General features: G+C 60.9%; 14 protein-coding genes. 3 read left to right on the forward strand and 11 right to left on the reverse strand.

The features are described from left to right. Positions 1-333: 333 nt before the first annotated feature. Together EAE28_RS14070 and EAE28_RS24440 are read right to left on the reverse strand one after the other, a co-directional pair. On the reverse strand, positions 334-1,539 hold the full coding sequence (locus EAE28_RS14070) for an IS256 family transposase (protein WP_127107338.1): 1,206 nt from the start codon (positions 1,537-1,539) through the stop codon (positions 334-336). A gap of 117 nt (positions 1,540-1,656) precedes the next feature. Further along, a complete protein-coding gene (locus EAE28_RS24440; RefSeq protein ID WP_127107340.1) occupies positions 1,657-1,821 on the reverse strand; it encodes a helix-turn-helix domain-containing protein in 165 nt (54 codons plus the stop codon). 321 nt (positions 1,822-2,142) lie between these two features. Between EAE28_RS24440 and EAE28_RS14080 the strand changes: the two genes are divergently transcribed. Beyond that, entirely contained in the window at positions 2,143-2,697 is a 555-nt protein-coding gene (locus EAE28_RS14080; protein WP_127107342.1) for a metallophosphoesterase, read from the forward strand. 147 nt (positions 2,698-2,844) lie between these two features. Here the strand turns inward: EAE28_RS14080 and EAE28_RS14085 are convergent, their stop codons facing one another. From EAE28_RS14085 to EAE28_RS14100, 4 genes are all read right to left on the reverse strand, one after another. Next, positions 2,845-6,747, reverse strand: coding sequence for an NACHT domain-containing protein (locus EAE28_RS14085; protein WP_127107344.1), 3,903 nt, complete (start codon positions 6,745-6,747; stop codon positions 2,845-2,847). A 260-nt stretch (positions 6,748-7,007) separates the two neighbouring features. Next, entirely contained in the window at positions 7,008-8,807 is a 1,800-nt protein-coding gene (locus EAE28_RS14090) for an ATP-binding protein (protein ID WP_127107346.1), read from the reverse strand. Next, positions 8,804-10,120, reverse strand: a complete 1,317-nt coding sequence (locus EAE28_RS14095; protein ID WP_127107348.1) for an SIR2 family protein — start codon at positions 10,118-10,120, stop codon at positions 8,804-8,806. Before EAE28_RS14095 ends, EAE28_RS14090 begins: the two co-directional genes overlap by 4 nt. Before the next feature lie 862 nt (positions 10,121-10,982). Then, complete coding sequence (locus EAE28_RS14100) at positions 10,983-13,241, reverse strand: adenosylcobalamin-dependent ribonucleoside-diphosphate reductase (RefSeq protein ID WP_127107350.1); 2,259 nt, start codon at positions 13,239-13,241, stop codon at positions 10,983-10,985. Between the two features lie 143 nt (positions 13,242-13,384). On the opposite strand from EAE28_RS14100, the gene EAE28_RS14105 reads away from it, so the two are divergent. Then, positions 13,385-13,810 (forward strand): DUF1489 family protein, encoded by a 426-nt coding sequence (locus EAE28_RS14105; protein ID WP_127107352.1) that lies wholly within the window; start codon positions 13,385-13,387, stop codon positions 13,808-13,810. A 315-nt stretch (positions 13,811-14,125) separates the two neighbouring features. On the opposite strand, the gene EAE28_RS14110 is transcribed toward EAE28_RS14105, so the two are convergent. From EAE28_RS14110 to hisS, 4 genes are read right to left on the reverse strand one after another with little or no spacing between them, the layout of a single operon-like run. Next, positions 14,126-14,788 carry an HAD family hydrolase gene (locus EAE28_RS14110; protein WP_127107354.1) on the reverse strand — a complete coding sequence of 221 codons (663 nt, stop codon included), beginning with the start codon at positions 14,786-14,788 and terminating at the stop codon, positions 14,126-14,128. After that, entirely contained in the window at positions 14,785-15,474 is a 690-nt protein-coding gene (gene hisG / locus EAE28_RS14115) for an ATP phosphoribosyltransferase (protein WP_127107356.1), read from the reverse strand. The genes EAE28_RS14110 and hisG overlap by 4 nt, the downstream gene beginning before the upstream one ends. After that, complete coding sequence (locus tag EAE28_RS14120; protein ID WP_127107357.1) at positions 15,471-16,568, reverse strand: ATP phosphoribosyltransferase regulatory subunit; 1,098 nt, start codon at positions 16,566-16,568, stop codon at positions 15,471-15,473. The genes hisG and EAE28_RS14120 overlap by 4 nt, the downstream gene beginning before the upstream one ends. Next, on the reverse strand, positions 16,565-18,049 hold the full coding sequence (gene hisS / locus EAE28_RS14125) for a histidine--tRNA ligase (protein ID WP_127107359.1): 1,485 nt from the start codon (positions 18,047-18,049) through the stop codon (positions 16,565-16,567). The genes EAE28_RS14120 and hisS overlap by 4 nt, the downstream gene beginning before the upstream one ends. 129 nt (positions 18,050-18,178) lie before the next feature. On the opposite strand from hisS, the gene EAE28_RS14130 reads away from it, so the two are divergent. Next, positions 18,179-18,382, forward strand: coding sequence for a SlyX family protein (locus EAE28_RS14130; protein ID WP_127107361.1), 204 nt, complete (start codon positions 18,179-18,181; stop codon positions 18,380-18,382). A gap of 628 nt (positions 18,383-19,010) precedes the next feature. Here the strand turns inward: EAE28_RS14130 and groL are convergent. Continuing rightward, complete coding sequence (groL, locus tag EAE28_RS14140; protein WP_127107363.1) at positions 19,011-20,660, reverse strand: chaperonin GroEL; 1,650 nt, start codon at positions 20,658-20,660, stop codon at positions 19,011-19,013.

The following is a 20,660-nucleotide window of genomic DNA, read 5'->3' on the forward strand; positions in this document are numbered from 1 at the left end:
AAGGTGTTCCTCTCGGCCATCGCCCTCGCTGCGACCGTTCTCTTCTGGCTTTGAAAATCAATGAGTCTGGAACCTAAGGGCTCGGCGTCGAGGCCCATACCTTGCTGACACACCGGGATTAGAAATTTTATCTCTCAAAATCAGCCAGATAAAAGGAAAACGGGCCTACCCTCTGCAGGTAGGCCCGTTGCTTTTCTACTGACATCCACAGCGCCCGACATCGGCCCGTGGGCAATCTATGCGGTGATACTGGACACCAAACCGCACCAAATGGGCAAACTATGGTCACGTCCGTCAAGGTGGTGTAAATTGCGAGATGGCCTGAGGTCATGATCAGGCGGCTCTTGTGGTGATGCTGAGAAGCGGGTCGATCTCCTCCTTGTCGATCTGGGCGAATGCCTCGACCATCATGTAGCGGCTGGAGGTCTGCCATTCGTCATTCTGTTCGAACAGCACGGCGCCGATCAGACGCAGGATCGAGGCCTCGTTCGGGAAGATCCCGACGACATCAGCGCGGCGTTTTACTTCTTTGTTCAGGCGCTCGATCGGGTTCGTACTGTGAAGCTTCGTGCGGTGCTGGCGCGGAAAGGCCATGTAGGCCAGCACGTCATGCTCGCTGGCGTCCATCAGATCGGCGAGCTTGGGCCAGCGGGGTCGAACTTGATCCGCCACGCGATGCCATGTTTCCGCGGCATGGGTGCGGTCAGGTTGTTCGAAGGCCTGGCGGATCGCGGCGGCCACGACCGTGTGCTGGCCCTTCGAGACGTGAGCCAGTGCATTGCGCATCCAGTGAACGCGGCAACGTTGCCAGGTCGCTTCAAAGACGCGGGTGATGGCGGCCTTGAGGCCGGTGTGGGCATCGCTGACCACCAGCTTCACCCCATCGAGGCCACGGGCCTTCAGAGAGCGCAGGAAATTCGTCCAGAACGTCTCTGCCTCGGATGGGCCAATCCCCAGGCCGATGATCTCCCTGCGGCCTTCGGTGTTGGCGGCGACGGCGATTATCGCCGCGACGCTAACGATGCGCCCGCCCTGGCGCTGCTTGAGGTAGGTGGCGTCGAGCCAGACGTAGGGCCAGTCCCCGGTCAGGGGTCGGTTCAGGAACTCACCGACACGCTCATCAATGTCTTTGCACAGCTTGGAGACGGTGCTCTTCGAAATGCCACTCAGCCCCATGGCCTGCACCAGATCGTCGACCTTGCGTGTCGAGACGCCGCTGATCCACGCCTCCTGTATCACGGCCACCAAGGCCTGCTCGGAGGTCTTGCGGGCCTCGAGGAAGCCAGGAAAGTAGCTGCCCTGCCGCAGCTTCGGCACCTTCAGGTTCAGCGTGCCGAGCCGGGTGTCGAAGGACCGATCTCGGTGGCCATTGCGCCACGTCGTGCGCCCCTCGGCCCGTTCGTGTCGCCCGGCACCGATCAGGCCATCGACATCGGCCTCCATGATCAGCTGAAGGACAGCCTCGGCGATGCTGCGCAATAAATCCCCCTGATCGTGCTTTGCCAGAAGCTCGGACAGGTCCATTGTGGTCTTGGTCATCGGGGTCTCCGTGTGGTTCGCGGTTGAAGCGTCGAAACTCCACCTCGATCATACACCTCGATGGCCACCTCGCCCTACACCGGCAGCGCCGATGAAATTACACCACGTCCTCGGACGCTACCCGATTGCCGCTTCGATCCGCGGAGATCTTTTCCTACCCGCCAACACGTTCGACACCGCAGGTCGACTGTATCCGATACTCTCAGCAAGCTCCGTGATCGTCGTCCCGGACATCCCGAGATGCAGTTTCACGATCTGCTGGCGCATTTTGTCTGCGTCCATATCTTACAGCCTTCAGCGGGAACGAACGTTTCTAATCAAGCCGGGTTTGTTTTCTCGAACCGAACCGATTCTAGAAAGCCCCCAGAGCAGCTTGCAAGGGGAATCTGGAGTCTTACCCCGGAGAAGTCTCAATTAGTTCTGACACTTAACTTACCTTTCCCTTGGAATGTCAGATGGCAATTTCACATTAGACATTGGCGGCGGAACAAAGGTTTCCGAAGACGTCGGGAAACCCACACCATACCGAAAGAGGTCCTCGGCTTTTGTGCAGTCACATGCCAATGTCTGGGACGGATTCTGACGAAAGCGGAGGGCATGCACTTGGCCAACTGGTATTCGGCCGACTTGCACTTCGGCCATCATCGCATCATCGACTTCTGTAAGCGCCCGTTTGCCTCGACAGTCCAGATGAACGCCACGTTGATCGCAAACTTCCAGGCCTGCGTCCATCATGACGATGATCTGTGGATTCTGGGGGATTTCGCGTTCGGACGGGCCGAGGATACGGCGCAGTTCGAGAGCTGGTTTCACAGCCTCCCCGGGCGCAAGCACCTGATCATCGGCAACCACGATGATGAAGCAGTGATTTCGCTACCCTGGGAAAGCACCGAGTACATGGCCGAGATCAATGACGGCGATCAAAGCCTCATTCTTTGCCACTATCCGATGATCACTTGGAACGGCGCTCGACGGGGTGCCTTACAGCTCTTCGGCCACGTTCACGACCAGTGGCCTGGCTCACGTAACAGCCTGAACGTCGGCGTCGACCAGTGGGACTTCCGTCCCGTGCAGGTTTCCGACATCATAGGTCGGGCCGCAACGCTGCCCGTGAACAAGCACTGGCATGATGTGGAACACGGGAACGAGCTTAGTTGAGAATGCTGTGCCCGGTAGGCGGCACAATGGTACAGCGGCAGGCAGCACCCATCGCTCCAGATGGACCTGAACGGCCGGTCGAATTGGCACTGTGCTACCGGTCTTTTCTTCAAAGGCGCGCAATCGCGGTACCAGTGAACTCGGGGCTCAGCGCCTTGCGAGGTCAAGAACCACAACATCGATCTTGCCCACGAGTTCGGCGGACAAGCCTTCTTCAAGTTTCTTTTTCAGATCAGAGACCTGCAAGTTATCGTGGTTCTTCAGGCCTGCAATCTTTTCGTTCGTCCCAAACCAGAGAACTAGATAGACGCCCTGATCTTCTGCAGTTGGGTGTACTGCGTAGCGATCTGAAAGCTGCATGTGGGCCGCCGTGAAAAGCTCAGCGTTCCATTGACCTTTAACTTCAACAACCAGCATCTTGCGCCCTGCAGACGTCTGGATGGATGCTGTAATGTCGCATCGGTTGCCATCAGCTAGCTGGTGTTCGATCACATCCACGAACCCCAGGGGCTCAAGGCGAGGTCTCAGCCAGTTTACGATGCGCCGGGTCGCGGCGTTCTCGCCAAGCCGCTGTCCTTTCTCGTAAAACTGGTCGATCACTCCGAGGTCGCCGCCCTGAATATCGTCCTGCAATCGTCCAAGGTACTCGACAACGATGCCGCGCATGTGTTCAACGCTGGCTGGCCGTGCCTGATCAAGTGCCGCTCTGACGGCTGCGGCACTCGGTGGGGTAAAGTCGCGTAGGGATCTTGTGCGCCTGCTCGTCGCCCGGATGCTTCGCAGATTTATGTGAAACGGTGCCATTCGACGATCGGCGAGAAGGCCATCCAGAACCGGCAAGACAGCGTCCGTCGTATCCCGTCCAATCGTGTAGACGATGTCACAAAGATAGCGATAGGCGACTTCAGGCTTCGGGCTCCCCGTTCCCCAGCTTGAAGGGAGTGGGACAGGCGGCCAGCGGTCAATGAACGTGTCTAAGATGCGCGCGATTTTCGCGGCACTCAGGTCGGGCCACGTCGCATCCTCCCCTCTCTGGTCACTTCGAATGTGTTCAAGTTCGAAGATGAAATCCGGATCACGATCCAGAACCGACCAGACCGCCGGCTGATCCTCATCCAAGAACCAGAAGTGGCGAAGGAACCAAAAGCGCCGTTGCGCCTCGAGCCGGTGGGGCAGCATGCCGGAATCAAGGTCTGCACAGCGCTCCCTGATCAACGAAAGCAGGTCTGCGCGATCCCCGTAGCGAACAGCCATGTCGAAGAGCCGGTTCAAGGGATGGTGCGCGATGGCCGGAAACTTGCGCAGCCATTCCAAAGGACGCGTAGGCCGTAGGAAATGGAACGTTGGCTTTCGTTCCAACCAACTTACGTCTGCCGCTTCGCTGCCAGAGGCGAGCTGAGCTTCAACGTACCCTGTTATGAATGCGTCGGCGTCGGTGTCGTTGCGAAAAAGCAATGCGTCGACCGCTTCCTCGAATTGTACGCGTTCATCCTCACTAACCCCATTGTATCCGCCGATATCTGTGCGAACCGCAGCGAGGATGCGCCGATCAATATGCGACAGGTCTCCGGTGGCCCTGAACTCGGCGACGCAGGCGGCATGGAGCCTGGCAACGCTTGCGCGGGCGGTGCCCAATGCACACTGTTCCAAGTTCGGGATGTCATCGACGACGACGCGGAGATAGTTCCGCAGGGCCGCGTCCACGTCGATCAATCCGTGCGTAAGTTCCTGCATTTCGTCGGGCTGAATGAGGTAGTACTGCGCGATGTGCGTCAGCCAACCCTTGTGACGGCCAGCCTCGATAATGCTGCGGTCTCGGTTCAGTGATAAGACCGCGGCGCCTTCAGCCGCACGATCTCGACGGCGCCGACGGGCTTGGAAGCGAGAGCGTCGATCGCGGTTCCGCTGCCAGTAATCGAACTGCCTGCGCTGCCGAAGTGCCCACCTTTCGAGGAATGCGGGCTTCTGTTGCGCTTGCCATCGCGCATACCGCCGCAGATCGTTCGGACCTCGTTCGCTCGGTCCGGCGTAGAAATGGTGCGATGGCGAAAAGAAATCCCAAAGCTCGAAGTTATCCGTGGCGAACGCATAATCCATCGCGGGCCGAATATCGTCGCGCAGGAAGGAGAGGCCGGCGTGACCATAGCGGTCGGTTCTTTGGTCGATCATGGCCTCCCGCGTGGTTAGCCCGTCGAACATTAACCGCTGAATTTCACGACGCAGGTGGTGTTCCTCGTGCAGGACGCGGACTGCTGGGCTATCCTTGGCACCGACCGAGCGATGGAAGTGAAGCGGTTTCAAACAACTCCAGATCCTTGCAGGATCCCGCGGCGCCTCGGCGATGTCAAAATATCGGTCTAGGAGATGCCCAGCAATCTTGCTGATGCCATCTCGGCAGTGACAATCCCATGGACGCGCACCGCAAGTACACGTCAAGCCTCGTGTAATCTCATCAAGCAGCCAGCCACACAGATCAGCATCGAAATCCCGCACCAGAATTCTTATGAAGTATCGTGATCCGATCACGCGGTCGCGCTCTTTTGGATCAGTCGGGTACAAGTTGGCGCAGGACAGAAGCAGGTCGCGAAGCCTTTCGCGAGGTTGGCGTCTCACACCCACGTGGGTAACGATCTCTGCAGCAAGACGCAGGGCCTCGTTTGTGCCAGACGCGATAAGTGGATCGATCATCGGTGCCAGGTCGAGCTCTTCCCTTGCGAGGCAATCGAACGCTGCGTGCCTGCACCGCGGCGTGGCGGTGTCGTCCAGAATGATCGCTTTCAGTTCTGGACGAAGCGCGGTGACCGCAGGCGAGCCCGATAGAAGCTCCAGCAACAATGCGCGCAAGTCACCTCCGGTTTCGCGAACGATCATCGGGCGGATCGCATCAACGATGTCGGGAGAAAAGAACCCCGAGGCGCTGAAATTTCGCCAGCGATCTACGCGGCGGAAGAAGGGATCATCGGCCTCCAGTTTGCCGAGGGCTTCAAGAAGTCGATGTCTGGACCTAACCGAGAGACGCGATGGATCCCCGTTTGAGAGGACGGCATATGGGTCAACGTCGATGGCCGCATCCTGGACATTCTGGCTTCCTAATGCAGCCATCCAGCCAAGGAGACCACGAAGGTCATCGCGGGTAGCACCGTTGGGTGCTACAAGGCTGAGACACTGTTTTACGGTGAATGTGTTTGCAGGATCGTCAACCCGTTGGACAAGCGCGCGGGCTGCACAGTGCTCCGCAACAATGCGATGGACAGGTTCATGTCGATCGGCGCCAGCAGCCGGACGAAAGAGGCGGGTATCAAGGATCGAGGGTAGTCGTTGGTCGGGCAGGCCAAGGTCTGCGAGACGGGGGAACGTGGGGCCTTCGGCGAAATCGGCCATTGCAACGCCATCGCAACCTGACAAGAGAAGTCGAGCAAAGACCTCGTCCGCCCAAGCTATGCGTTGCTCAGTTGTGGGCGCATCTCGTGTGGAAACCGACCTATTCGTTTCGCGAGCGAGATACCGAACCGCATCGCTGAAAATCTCATGTCGCTCCGTGAATCGGCCTCCGGCCTGAACGAACGCATCCGCGAACAGGTTCAGGAACTCCGGATTGCCAAGGAGATGAGTTAGGTCGTGGCGGGCGGCATCGGAAAGGAAGTCCTCGAAGTTGGCATCTGGATGTCGGTATCGAAAGAGCAGAGCTTGCTCGTTTTGATCAAATGGGACCAACCTGGCGATGGTTGGCTCGATACCCGTGATGTCATGCAGCAGGCGAGTGTCCGCGTCGCTCCACTCCCCAGATCGGCTCGACAGAATTGTGTGCTCTGCTCCCGTGTGACGCAGTTCTTTGAATGTGCGATGAAGGCCTGTCGGATCAATGCGAGCAACCTCGTCGAATGCATCGACGACAATGCACGGCGCATGCGTTCGTTCGAAAATGCTGGCCTTGACCGAAGTGGTGCCAAAGCGTGCTGCAAGACTTACCAGAAGTGCTGACTTTCCTGACCCTGGTTCGGCTAGAACAATTGCTACGCCGGGACCTGAAAGCAGGTCAGTTTCCAGCACCTGCATTTCACCTAACAAGAGCTTACGTGGGATATGAAACGGCGGCAGAGTTTGAACTTTCTAGTAAATCGAACTTTTTACGAAAATGCGACCTAACGAGTTGTGTCGCAAGCTGTATTCACATCCTCCACTGCCCAAGCCTGCTTTTAACGTTCGCACAACGGGTCACTTTCTACCCTGAAATTCGGAACCATGGTGCATGCTGCAACATTTACGAACGTCAGCTAAGGGCGAAGGTACCGCGATGCCTGAGTTCCCACCTACCCCTCGACAACAGTGCCTCCGCCGCCCCAGAAGCGTTGATATTGAGGGCCATGGCTCTCAGGCTGCTGCCCCTTTTCAGGCTTTGTCATCATGAGAGGCAATGGTGCTGGAAGGTCTGGCCCAACGACAATTGCTTCGCCTTGCGCAAGCGCAGGAATGAAAGCGGCAGCACTCCTGTCGAGATCGCCACAGGCTTTCTCTATTGTTTCCCGATCCCGTTCGTTAGTTAGTCGATGGACGAACAAGGTTCCAAGTTGGCTGAGCACGTCCGGAGGCACGTCACGCGGTCGTTGCGTGGCGATCACTGTCGTAAGACCGTATTTGCGACCTTCCTTGGCGATTAAGCCGAACGCATCGAGAGACACATGGTTTTGCTCGTCACCGACGGACCTGCCGATGAACTGGTGAGCTTCGTCTAAGAAGCACACCAACGGGCACTCACGGAACCGCCCCTGCCGCGCAAGTCCTAACAGGTAGCGCCCAAGCGTATTCAGGAGTAGTTCGCGGGTATTATGCTTAAAGCTAACCTTCTCGAAGGAAAGGACCATGGCATTTGCGCTGGGATCACCCAAAAAACTTTCAATCTCGGCTGAGATGTCCAACCCATTTTCTGAGAAGATACAGGCCAACTCAGGCGAAGAAAGGTAGGTCTCAATTCGAATGATCAATGTGTTGCAGTAGCCAATTGCAGCATTATCGAGGCCACCGAAGCTAGCCGCGTCATTGCCAACTGGGCGAACGCATTCATTTCGAACTTGCCGAGACAGAGCACGGAAATCGAAATCGCATTGCTCAGCGGTCAACTGCTCTGCGAGCAACAACTCTGCCCTTCCGAAGGCAACCCGACTTTGGTTTGCCTTCTCAATTGAGCCGTGCTCTTCGATAACCACATAGCCGAATGGGTTTTCTCCCTGACGGATAAGAACCTTTGTTCTCTTACCCTCGGCTTCCTGTGTGAAAAGATGAGGTGCGTCACGCAAGGCTTTAGACATGCGCAGGCTTTTGGTCGCGCCGCGAAGCATGGGACCTTGGCTTTGGCCGGTTGGCGTCAAGAGAGCATGGAGGTCAAGTTCCGAAAGCAGCTTGCTCGGGAAACGCACCAGTGGCTGCCCTGGGAGCGTGGCCTCGGCAAATGCGAACTGCTTTGCACCAGCAACCTTACCTGTGAACTCTCCTGTCGGATCAAACAGGATGCACTTCCCACCGATCCGAACGACCTCGTTGACTAAGCGCGATACCGTCCAGCTTTTGCCGCCCCCGGTGGCCCCAAACACACCGCAATGACGACCGAACAGCTTTTCTGGCGGGATGCTGATCTCTGCATCCTCCAGCCCCGCCAGCCTGCCCAAGTTGACCATCAACGGCTCAGTGCTTCCGTCTGCCCCACCTCGCAGTGCATCTTGGATCGAAGCCGACAAGGCGCTTCCATCGGCGAGATATACCCCGTCTCCGACGCGCGGCTGCGAGCTGATCCCGCGCGAAACTTTTCGCGTTGTCTTGCTCACGGTCGCAAGCAATTGGATGCGGCCATTAGGCTCTACCAGTGCTTCCTGCTCGATCTGATGCTCTAGGCTCGGTCTTTGTTTCTCGGGGATGCCGACTTCTGTAATCCGCCCGAGAACGGTCTCCCGGTCGCAATCAACGAACACAAAGTTACCTACCGCGCCCTTCGCCAGCCCTCTGCGCCCAGAAGCTGCCAACGCGTTGGGAAGCGTGAGTTCAACGGCGCTGGCCGTGACGCGTGTAACAGTTCCGATGCGCTTGAGCGGGTCGATCAGTGAAGCAGGCTCGGTCATGCGTTAGTCTCCCCGAGCGTGGCCAGACGGTCTTGCAAAAGCTGACGGTCTGTCTTGCCAGATATCTCGGGGATTGCATGGGCCAGGTCCTCGAAACGCCCATTCAGGACGGTGATCCTGCTGTCCCCCTGCTGCACGAGCTTGATGATCTTCTTTTGATAAGAACGCTGCGTATCAAGTTCGAGGTCGATTTCATGCGCATCTATTGCGTCAAGTCGCTGATGGGGAACAAAGCCCCTGTCACACAGGATCACGCGCAACGACAAGTTTGTCTCAATGGCTGACCAGATCGGAGCGCTGATGTGATAGTCGGCAAAGCCGAACCCCGAAACGATCAGCGTCGTGTCAGGCTCTCGCAGTGCCTCTTGCAGGGCCGCGAACATGTCGAGGTAGGGCGTTTCAAACGCCTCCTGATATTTGGTCGAGCGCGGATAGATCAGGACCGGGCGCAGTTCATCAGTGGCTTCTGCCTGACTGCGGATCACAACACCATCGGCTTGTCTGCGCCAGTCCACCGACCCGTGTAGTTTGTAGGAGTGAAAGACCCCATCAAGGTAATCAGCCTTTGTGCTTTTCGTGGAGCGCCGCACGATGTCGTGCTGAAAGTGATCCCGATTGAACCGCTGTACAGCAGCGTGTGAAAATCCGTCTACCAGAACGACGCCCAAACGGGCTGCCGCCGTTTCAATGCAGAGGTCGTAATTGGTAGTAAACAGCTTGACGCGCGGCTTCTCGGGCGAGCGGCGTCCGAATTTGCGAATAAACCCCACGTGGGCGGCCAGCTCCGTATCCAGCCTCACGAAATCCACCTTCTCAAGGATGGTCTTTTCCGCGGCCTTGATGAACTTTTCTAGGCTTCTGAGCTTGGGCTGCTCTATGAAAAGCTGGTCATTCTCCGACTGTACGCGCAATAGCTCAATTGACATCTTACACAGGCTTAGCAGCCCCTCAATGTTTTCTTTGCCCTCGTCGGGAACATCGCCCATCACATATGTGACGATTTGATCGAAGGCATCATGGCCGTATCCATCGCGGACGGCGTACCAGAGGTCCCACATACCGGGTGCTTTGGACCCATCTGCGCTCTTAGCGCAGAAAGAAGCGCCAGATCCTAACAGCACGACCACATTGGTCGAGTGCAAGGCATCGTTCAGCTTGTCCTCCACCTGCTCACGGCATCCCGTGATGCGTTTGCTTTTTGCATCATCCGGGTCGGCTTCCTTGTCAGACCAAGCCAGCCACTTTGCATTACCTGTCAGCAGGCGCAGAAGGTCTTTTTTGCCATCGTGGAGGCTTTCCCAAAAATCGGTCATAGTAAAACTCGCTCGAAATCCCTCACCGCGCCTCGCACTCTGTCAGCGTGATCTATTCGCGATACAGCTTCCTGCTGGCAGTTTTTGAAAAGATCGTATTCACACGCCTAATCTGACCGGAGCAAGAACCGTGAAATACAGGAGTTCTGAATATCGCCCATTGTCGCGGAACCTTCCCAAATAACAGAAACCTACTCGCTCTCAGAAGGCACTATTTCCGGCAGTGGTTTGGAAGGCAAGGCAATCAGAGCGTGTGAGTGCAAAGAAACGCCCGCCGAGTTCTTGGTGAACAGCTTGTCCCACAGGCTTAGCCGGCCAGCATGACGTCTGAGGCGTGGCCGGTCTGGACGCGATTGTCATAGCGGAGGAAGCCGCCTGTGCTGATGAGGTCGCAAAGACTAGCGGCCCTCGCGCAACAACCCGGCGCCATGGTCTGCTTCGAAGCCACCGATTGGCAGGAGTGGAGGTTATGCTGCGCAAGGTCATCCATGTCTGGTTCGGGTAAGCTGCAATGCGGCTACACCGCTTCCGGCGAATAACGCCATTGGGCCGGCACCGGCGGCAACCAGCGCCAAGATGAACTGGGCAATTGGCCGGCTCCTGACAAACTAAGACCTGATGCACGCGGAACCGCATTCACTTGCTGCGCCTGCCTTTGTTCATACGATCACATGATGCGCAACGGAGGTCGATTTGGCCTGCTGCCCAGCAAAAACACTGGCAGGCGTCTCCACAACCGGACATGCAAACGGCCTCGGGTACTCCCCGAGGCCGTTTCTTTATCACCTCAGCCAAAATGACCTTGTGAGACGGTTAGGTCATGTCGCGTGGCACGCCACAACTACTTCCCACCCCACCACCGTCACCCGCATTTCGAATGCCCGCAGGCGCGGCAGGTCATGCAGCCTTCGATCATTACCAGCTCATACGCGCCACAGGACGGGCACGAGGCGGGGCGGACGTTGCTGGTCACCGGGCCGGCCTTGGGATCGGATTTCAGCCCCAGTCCCTGCCCTTCGATAAAGCCGATGGCGACCAGATGTTCCTCGATGACGCCGCCAATCGCGGCAAGGATCGAGGGGATGTACTTCCCCTGCATCCACGCCCCGCCGCGCGGATCGAACACGGCCTTCAGCTCTTCGACGACAAAGGACACATCGCCCCCGCGCCGGAACACCGCGCTGATCATCCGCGTCAGCGCCACGGTCCAGGCGTAATGCTCCATGTTTTTCGAGTTGATGAACACCTCGAACGGCTGCCTGCGCCCGCCGACGATGATGTCATTGACGGTGATATAGATCGCGTGCTCGCTCACCGGCCATTTCAGCTTGTAGGTGTGGCCCTCCAACGCCTCGGGGCGGTCCAGCGGCTCGGAGAGGTAGATCACCTCGGCGCCGGTATCGGTCTGCGGGGCTTTCTCGCTGGTCTCGGAAACGGTCAGCACCGAGCCGGTCACAGCATTGGGCCGATAGGTCGTGCAGCCCTTGCAGCCCATGTCCCAGGCCGCCATGTAGACGTCCTTGAAGGATTGAAAATCAATGTCTTCCGGGCAGTTGATGGTCTTGGAGATACTCGAATCCACCCATTTCTGCGCCGCCGCCTGCATGCGCACATGCTCCATCGGGGCAAGTGTCTGGGCGCTAACGAAATACTCGGGCAGCGGCGCATCGCCGTTCTTCTCACGCCACAGCGCGACGGCGTAATCGACCACCTCTTCCTCGGTGCGCGAGCCATCCTTCTGCAAGACCTTGCGGTTATAGGCATAGGCGAACACCGGCTCGATCCCCGAGCTGACATTCCCGGCATAGAGGCTGATCGTCCCCGTCGGCGCAATCGAGGTCAACAGCGCGTTGCGGATACCATGCGCGCGCACAGCCTCGCGCACATCGTCATCCATCGCCTGCATGGTCCCAGAGGCGAGGTACTTCTCGGCATCAAACAGCGGGAAGGCCCCCTTCTCGCGCGCCAGATCGACCGAGGCGAGATAGGCCGCCCGCGCAATCGCCCGCATCCACGCGTCGGTCTGGACGACAGCGTCGTCCGAGCCATAGCGCAACCCCATCATCAGCAGCGCATCGGCCAGACCGGTGACGCCCAGACCGATGCGACGTTTGGCCTCAGCCTCAGCCGCCTGCTGCGGCAGCGGGAATTTCGACGCGTCAACCACGTTATCCATCATCCGCACAGCCGTGCGCACCAGCGCGTCCAGCTCGGCCGTATCGATGCCGGCATCGCTCTCGAAGGGCGCCTTGACCAACCGGGCCAGATTGATCGACCCCAGCAGACACGCGCCATAAGGCGGCAGGGGCTGCTCGCCGCAGGGGTTGGTGGCGGCAATCGTCTCGACATAGCGCAGGTTGTTGGCGGTGTTGATCCGGTCGATGAAGATCACGCCGGGCTCGGCATAGTCATAGGTCGCGCGCATGATCCGGTTCCACAGATCCAGCGCCTGCACGGTGCGGTAGACCCGGCCATTGAACTGCAGATCCCACGGCCCATCGGCTTTTACGGCATCCATGAACGGATCGGTCACCAGCACCGACAGGTTGAACATCCTTAGCCGGGCGGAATCCTGTTTGGCGGCGATGAAATCCTCGATATCCGGGTGATCGCAACGCATCGTCGCCATCATCGCCCCCCGGCGGCTGCCTGCCGACATGATCGTCCGGCACATCGCGTCCCAGACATCCATGAAGCTGAGCGGCCCTGACGCATCGGCGGCGACCCCATGCACCACAGCGCCCTTGGGGCGGATGGTGCTGAAATCATAGCCGATGCCGCCGCCCTGCTGCATGGTCAGCGCGGCCTCTTTCAGCATCTCGAAAATGCCGCCCATGCTGTCGGGGATCGTGCCCATGACGAAGCAGTTGAACAGGGTAACAGCGCGGCCCGTCCCGGCCCCGGCCAGAATACGCCCCGCGGGCAGAAAACGGAAATCTTCAAGCGCGGTATAGAAGCGGTCCTCCCACAGCACCGAATCGCTCTCGACCGAGGCCAGATCACGCGCCACGCGGCGCCAGCTGTCTTCCAGCGTGGCATCGAGGGGCGCACCACCGGCGTCTTTGAGCCGGTACTTCATGTCCCAGATCTGCTCGGCAATGGGGGCGGAGAAACGGCTCATCGGGCGTCCTGACGGCAAGAGTTTGGCTGTATGGAGAGCGACGGAAGATAGTCTGCCGCCACGCCGGGGTCAACGTATTGAACCGCGACGGAACGGCGGGATCGCGCCTTGAACTTGCGGGGCATCGGGGCACATATGGGGCCATGACCGTTCACATCCTCAAACTCTGCGTCGGCTGCGAATCGATTGAGGATCTCGCCGATTGGCAGATCCAGCGCGCCAGCGAGCGGCCCGACGGGCTGCCGCGCCATGTTACCCGCATGTGGCCAAAACGCGCGGATGAGATCACCGATGGTGGCTCGATCTACTGGATCATCAAAGGCCAGGTGAGCGTGCGCCAACGCATTGTCCGGCTGGATGAGGTGGTCGGTGACGACGGCATCCGCCGCTGCGCGCTGGTGCTTGACCCCGAGCTGGTGCGCCTCCAACCCGCGCCCCGCCGGCCGTTCCAGGGCTGGCGCTACCTGTCGCCCGAAGACGCCCCGCGCGACCTGCCGCGATACCGTGCCGGCGACGATGAACTGCCGCCCGAGCTTGCCGAAGCGCTGGCGGAGTTCGGCTTGAGGTAGGCGCGGCTCGGACCCCATCGAGGGGTCCTCGCCGCGGCGGGTTGCCACCCGCACCCGCTTCAAGGGACGCACGCGCCCCTTGAAAATCCCCGTGGATATTTAGAGCATAAAGTTGAACAAAAAGCGGCACGCATCCCAGGGACACGCGCCGCCAACTTCATGCACGGTCATCGGCATCCCTGCCTGTACCGTGCGGCTATTCTGGGCCCGCAGCGTTAACAAAGGCTGAACGCCGCCCCAACTTTATGCCCAAAATATCCTGGGGGGTGAATTTGGCTTTAGCCAAAGAGGGGGGCTAGCCCCCCTTACCCGCTCTCAGCCCTGCGCACGCAAGAGCAAGGGCATCATCGCTGCCACCAGTGCGCGCGCGCCGTTGGGCTCGTAATCCCACCCCAACCAGCCGCGCTTTTCCGCGGCGGCGATGTTTGCGGCGGTGTCATCAATGAACAGGATCTCGAAAGGCGCCATGTCCAGCGCCTTCTCCACCGCCTCGAACGCTGCCGGGTTCGGCTTCATCAGCCCCGTCTCGCCCGACGCAAAGAACGCGTCCACCCGTTCGGCCCAGCCCGCATCCTGTGCGATCCAGCGGGCGCGGCGGGAGTCGTTGTTGGTAAAGATCGCCTGCACGATGCCGCCCTGCGCCAGCATCTCGACGATACGCTCAAGTTCGGGGTCCGGGTCGTGATCGGTCTCGAACCACAGTTCCAGCACGTCCTCGGGGGCCAGGTCGACGCCCGCGCTCTCGGCCCAGTCCGCCAGCCGGTCCATCACGTCGTCCTTGCCGGTGAACAGTGCCGCCTTGTCACGCCCGAACACCGCCTTGCCCATCGCGACGGCGTCGATGCCCAGCTCGCGCCCGACCAGCGCCTGCCACGGGAAAATCCCCTGCGCATCCGGTCGCCCGGCGCGGTTGAGTACGCCGTCGAAATCCCAGACCACGGCGCGGACGGCGTCCAGTCCCTCGATCACCTCGCTCATGCCAGACGCTCCCGCAGGGCCTGCATCGCGGCCGTTTCACCCGCATCCAGCGCCGCAGCGCGCGTCGCGAAAAGCGTTGCCTGTGACAGCAGGATCGGTTCGGTATCGAGGATCTTCAGATGGTTGGCGCGCAACGTCTCGCCAGTCGAAGTGATATCCGCCACCGCCTCGGCCGTCAGGTTGCGAATGGTGCCCTCGGTCGCGCCCTGGCTGTCGACCAGCTGATAATCCGCCACCCCATGCGCGCGCAGATAGTCGCGCACCAGCCGGTGATATTTCGTCGCGATCCGCAGCCGGAACCCGTGATCGGCACGGAACGCCGAGGCCGCCGCATCCAGATCATCCAGCGTTTCGACATCGACCCAGCACTCGGGCACCGCGATGATCAGGTCGGCATGGCCAAACCCCATCGGCGCGATTTCCTCGACCACCGCTTGCCAGTCCGCCAGCTTTTCGCGCACCAGATCGGTGCCGGTGACGCCCAGATGAATACGCCCCGCCGCCAGCTCGCGCGGGATCTCGCTGGCCGAAAGCAGCACCAGCGAGACACCCTCGATCCCCTCGACAGCGCCCGAATATTCGCGTTCAGCGCCAGTGCGCTTCATGGTGATGCCGCGTTCGGCGAACCACTCGAAGGTCTTCTCCATCAACCGGCCTTTTGAGGGCACGCCAATCTTCACGCTCATGCCGGGTCTCCCAGTTCGACCAGCAGCGCGGGCCGGATCACCCCGCCCACCGCCGGGATCGAGCGCCCCTGCCCCAGCACCGCTGTCAGCGCATCATACCGCCCGCCGGTTGCCACAGGGGCCAGATCGGGCCGCGCCTCGGCATAGAAGCCAAAGACGAAGCCGTCGTAATATTCCAGCGTGGTGCGGCCATAGGCCGCCTCGAAATCCAGATCCTCGACCGCGACACCATGCGCCGACAGCACCACCAGCCGTTGCTCGAAGAGGTCCAGCGCCGGGGCGATCCACGGCATCTGCCCGGCCAGCCCGCGCATCGCCGCCAGTGCCTTCGGCGCCTTGTCAGCCACCGCCACCAGCGCCTCCAGCGCATCGACCACCGCGCCCGGAATCGCCGGGGTCGCCGCATCCTCGGCCAGTCGCGCCAGCCGTGTTTCGATCTCGGCGCGCGAGCGCAGACCGATTTGCGGTGCCGGGCTCTCGACCGGATCGCCCGCCGCCAGCCGCTCCAGCAACGCCGTGCGTCCCTTGGGCAGCGGCGCGCGGTCCGCAAACCGCTCCAGCAACGCGCGGAACCGCGTAGGCCGCCACAGGTGGCGCATCAGCGCCGCCTTGCGCGTGTCCGACGTCGGCAACCCCCGCACCGCCGCGATCAGCACCCCGATGTCGCCCGTCGCCGCCCGCAGCCCCTTGCCCGCCAACATGCGGGAAAACAACGCGAAAACCTCGGCATCTGCGCGCAACGGCTGCTCGCGGTCAAAGACCTCATAGCCGACCTGCAGGTATTCCGAGGCCCGGCTCCTGCCGCCCTCCTGCTTGCGAAACACCTCGCCGCTATAGCAATAGCGCGCCGGTTCCGCCCCCAGCGCCATATGCGCCTGCACCACCGGCACGGTAAAATCCGGGCGCAGCATCATCTCGCCCTGCACCGGGTCCGTGGTGACATAGGCGCGCGCGCGAATATCCTCGCCATACAGGTCCAGCAGCGTTTCCGCCGGTTGCAGCACCGCCGCCTCGACCGGCACCGCGCCCCAGCTCTGGAACGCGCTGAACAGACGCTGCGCCTCGGCGCGGGCGGCAAGGGATGGTGTGCTCATGAGGCCTCCAGCATGGCCTTGACGGTGGCCACCAGATCCGCGAGCGGCACCTCGACCTGCGCGGGCCGCTCTTTCCATTCCTCCAGCGTCGCGTTCTCGGCGATCTTGGCACCCAGCACCAGATCCTTGACCTGCACCACGCCGCGCGCGGCCTCGTCCGAGCCCTGGATGATTGCCACTGGAGAGTTGCGTTTATCGGCGTATTTCAACTGGTTGCCGAAGTTCTTGGGATTGCCCAGATAGACCTCGGCCCGGATCCCCGCGCGGCGCAGATCGCGCACCATCGCCTGATAATCGGCCATCCGCGTGCGGTCCATCACCGTCACCACCACCGGCCCGGCCGTATCCGCCACGACCCGCCCCTTGGCGGTCAGCGCGGCCAGCAGACGGTCGACACCGATGCTGACGCCGGTTGCCGGCACCGCTTGGCCCGTGAAGCGTTTGACCAGATCGTCATAGCGCCCGCCACCGGCCACCGAGCCGAACTGCCGCTTGCGGCCCTTCTCGTCGAGGATCTCGAAGGTCAGCTCGGCCTCATAGACCGGCCCGGTATAATACCCAAGGCCGCGCACCACTGACGGATCAATCACCACCCGGTCCGCGCCATACCCCTGCGCGGCCAGCAGCGCAGCCATCTCTTCCAATTCGGCCACGCCCTCGGCCCCCATCACCGAGTCCCCGACCAGCCGCCGCAATTCAGCGCAGGTCTCGGCCCCGCTGTCACGGCGCGCAGCGGTGAAGGCCAGCACGATATCCGCCGAGGCGTCCGGCAGCCCGGCCCCCTTGGTGAAATCGCCGCTGTCATCCTTGCGGCCTTCGCCGATCAGCGCGCGCACCCCGGCTTCGCCCAGGCGGTCCAGCTTGTCGATGGCGCGCAGCACAATCCCGCGCTCCTCGGCAAACTTCTCTGGATCGGCCGGGTCCAGCACCCCCGCCGCTTCCATCACGCCGTTCAAAACCTTGCGGTTGTTGATGCGCACGATGAAATCGCCGCCCAAACCCAGATCCTCGAACACATCGGCCAGCATCGCGCAGATCTCGGCATCGGCGGCCACCGTCGAGGCCCCCACCGTATCCGCATCGCATTGATAAAACTGCCGGAACCGCCCCGGACCGGGCTTTTCATTGCGCCAGACCGGCCCCATCGCATAGCGCCGGTACGGGCTGGGCAGATCGTTGCGATACTGCGCCGCGACGCGCGCCAAGGGCGCTGTCAGATCATAGCGCAGCGCCACCCAGTCCTTTTCATCCTCCTGCCACGCGAAGACCCCTTCATTGGGGCGGTCCACATCCGGCAGGAACTTACCCAGGGCTTCTACAGTCTCGACCGCGCTGGTCTCCAAGGGGTCAAAGCCATAGCGATGATACACCCGGGCAATCCGGTCCAGCATCTCTTTGCGCGCGGTTACCTCGGCGCCGAAATAATCGCGGAAACCCTTGGGCGTTTCAGCCTGGGGGCGGCGTTGCTTGGTCTTGCTCATGGATCACCCGTTCTGCTCGCGCGAGGTCTACCCCAAGGGGCGCGGCACGACAAGAAGGCGGGCACCTGCCAAGGCCCCTCGCCCGAACACCCGATTGACGCCGCCGCTGCTCCCTGCGCATTGTGCGCCATGACCAACACCGACGCTCTTGAAGAACGCATCGCCCATCTGACCCGCGCGGTCGAGGATCTCTCGGATATTGTCCGCGCGCAGGGGCTGCAACTGGACCGCATGACCCACCGCGTGCGCATGCTGACCGAGCGCGAGGCCGAACGCGACGCCGCCGATGGCGTGCAGATCCCGCTGACCGACCAACGCCCGCCGCATTACTGAGGCGTCCATTTTTCGGCTAAAACAGCCGATAGGCGCGCGATCATCGCGAGACCGACACGCCCCGACACCGTCAAAGATCGGCGAACACGCGCAAGCGCGTCGGGAACGACCTTGATCTGATGCTAAATTCCCGTCGGCAGGGAAGAATTGCACCCCCGCTCGGCCAAATCCCCACGCAGCACCGCGCCCAAGCGCAACGATCAGCAGCGGCGCGACGCTAAGCACGGGCTAAAGTCATCGCAAAGACGCGTCACTCAACCCGTCCCTCACCCACCGCCGCCGCCAAAGCACACGCCCTCGGTCAGCGGGACTTCTACCGCACGGCTCCGACGACCGACACGACCCTGCCCCCTCACCTTGTCCCAAATACTCACGCACCAGTGCCGCATCCTCACGGCTGACCCGCTGCACCCGCCCCTTCATCTTGCCCCAAATACGCACCCGCCGCTCCCGCAACACCCCGGCCTGAACCGCGCGCAACAGCCGGGCCGCCCGCGGCACGCGGGCAGGTCCGGGCGGGGGGCGTCGGGGGGCCCTGGCCCTCCGGCGCCCCCCGCCATCCCCTTTCGGAATAGAAAAAGGGCGACCCGAAGGCCGCCCTTTCCCGTCTGTGCGTTTGCACGGCAGATTACATCATGCCGCCCATGCCGCCCATGCCACCCATATCGGGCATGCCGCCGCCGTTCGAGCCTTTGGGCTCGGGCTTGTCAGCGATCATGGCTTCGGTGGTGATCAAGAGGCCAGCGATCGAGGCTGCATCTTCCAGCGCGGTGCGAACCACTTTGGCCGGGTCAATGACGCCGAACTTGAACATGTCGCCATATTCTTCGGTCTGCGCGTTGAAGCCAAAGGTCTTGTCGTTCGATTCGCGGATCTTGCCCGCCACGACAGCGCCATCAACGCCGGCGTTTTCAGCGATCTGACGCATCGGGGCTTCCAAAGCGCGGCGCACGATGGCGATACCGGCTTGCTGGTCGCTGTTCGCGCCAACCAGATCGGCCAGGATTTTCGCACCCTGAACCAGCGCCACGCCACCACCGACAACGATGCCTTCTTGCACGGCAGCGCGGGTCGCGTTGAGCGCGTCATCGACGCGGTCCTTGCGCTCTTTGACTTCGATCTCGGTCATGCCGCCGACGCGGATAACGGCAACACCACCGGCCAGTTTGGCCAGACGCTCTTGCAGCTTCTCTTTGTCGTAGTCCGACGAGGTCTCTTCGATCTGCTGACGGATCTGGGTGACCCGGGCTTCGATCTCGGCTTTGTCGCCAGCGCCATCAACGATGGTGGTGGTGTCTTTGTTGATGGTGATCTTCTTGGCCACGCCCAGCATGTCCATGCCGACGCTTTCCAGCTTCATGCCCAGATCTTCCGAGATGACCTGACCACCGGTCAGGATCGCGATGTCCTGCAGCATGGCCTTGCGGCGATCGCCAAAGCCCGGGGCTTTGACCGCAGCGATTTTCAGACCGCCGCGCAGCTTGTTGACCACCAGCGTCGCCAGGGCTTCGCCCTCGACGTCTTCGGCGATGATCAAGAGCGGCTTTTGCGACTGGATCACTTGCTCGAGCAGCGGCACCATCGGCTGCAGCGACGAGAGTTTTTTCTCGTGCAGCAGGATGTAGCAATCTTCCAGATCCGCGATCATCTTGTCGGGGTTGGTCACGAAGTACGGCGACAGGAAGCCGCGGTCGAACTGCATGCCCTCGACAACTTCGACCTCGGTCTCCATGCCTTTGTTTTCTTCGACGGTGATCACACCCTCGTTGCCGACTTTCTGCATCGCGTCAGCGATGAAGCGGCCGATGTTGGCTTCGCCGTTGGCCGAGATCGTGCCGACCTGCGCCACTTCATCCGAGTCAGCGACCGGACGGGCAGCAGCTTTGATCGACTCGACGACTTTCAGGGTCGCCATGTCGATGCCGCGCTTCAGATCCATCGGGTTCATGCCGGCGGCGACGGCTTTCATGCCTTCGCGCACGATGGCCTGAGCCAGAACCGTTGCGGTGGTGGTGCCGTCACCGGCTTCGTCGTTGGTGCGGGAAGCGACTTCCTTCACCATCTGCGCGCCCATGTTCTCGAACTTGTCGCTCAGTTCGATCTCTTTGGCGACCGTCACACCGTCTTTGGTGATGCGCGGGGCGCCGAAGGACTTGTCGATGACCACGTTGCGGCCTTTGGGGCCCAGAGTGGTTTTCACGGCGTCGGCCAGGATGTTCACGCCCTTGAGCATGCGATCGCGGGCGTCGGTGCCGAATTTGACTTCTTTAGCAGCCAT

This window comes from Pararhodobacter zhoushanensis, assembly GCF_003990445.1.
In the GTDB taxonomy this organism is placed as follows: domain Bacteria; phylum Pseudomonadota; class Alphaproteobacteria; order Rhodobacterales; family Rhodobacteraceae; genus Pararhodobacter; species Pararhodobacter zhoushanensis.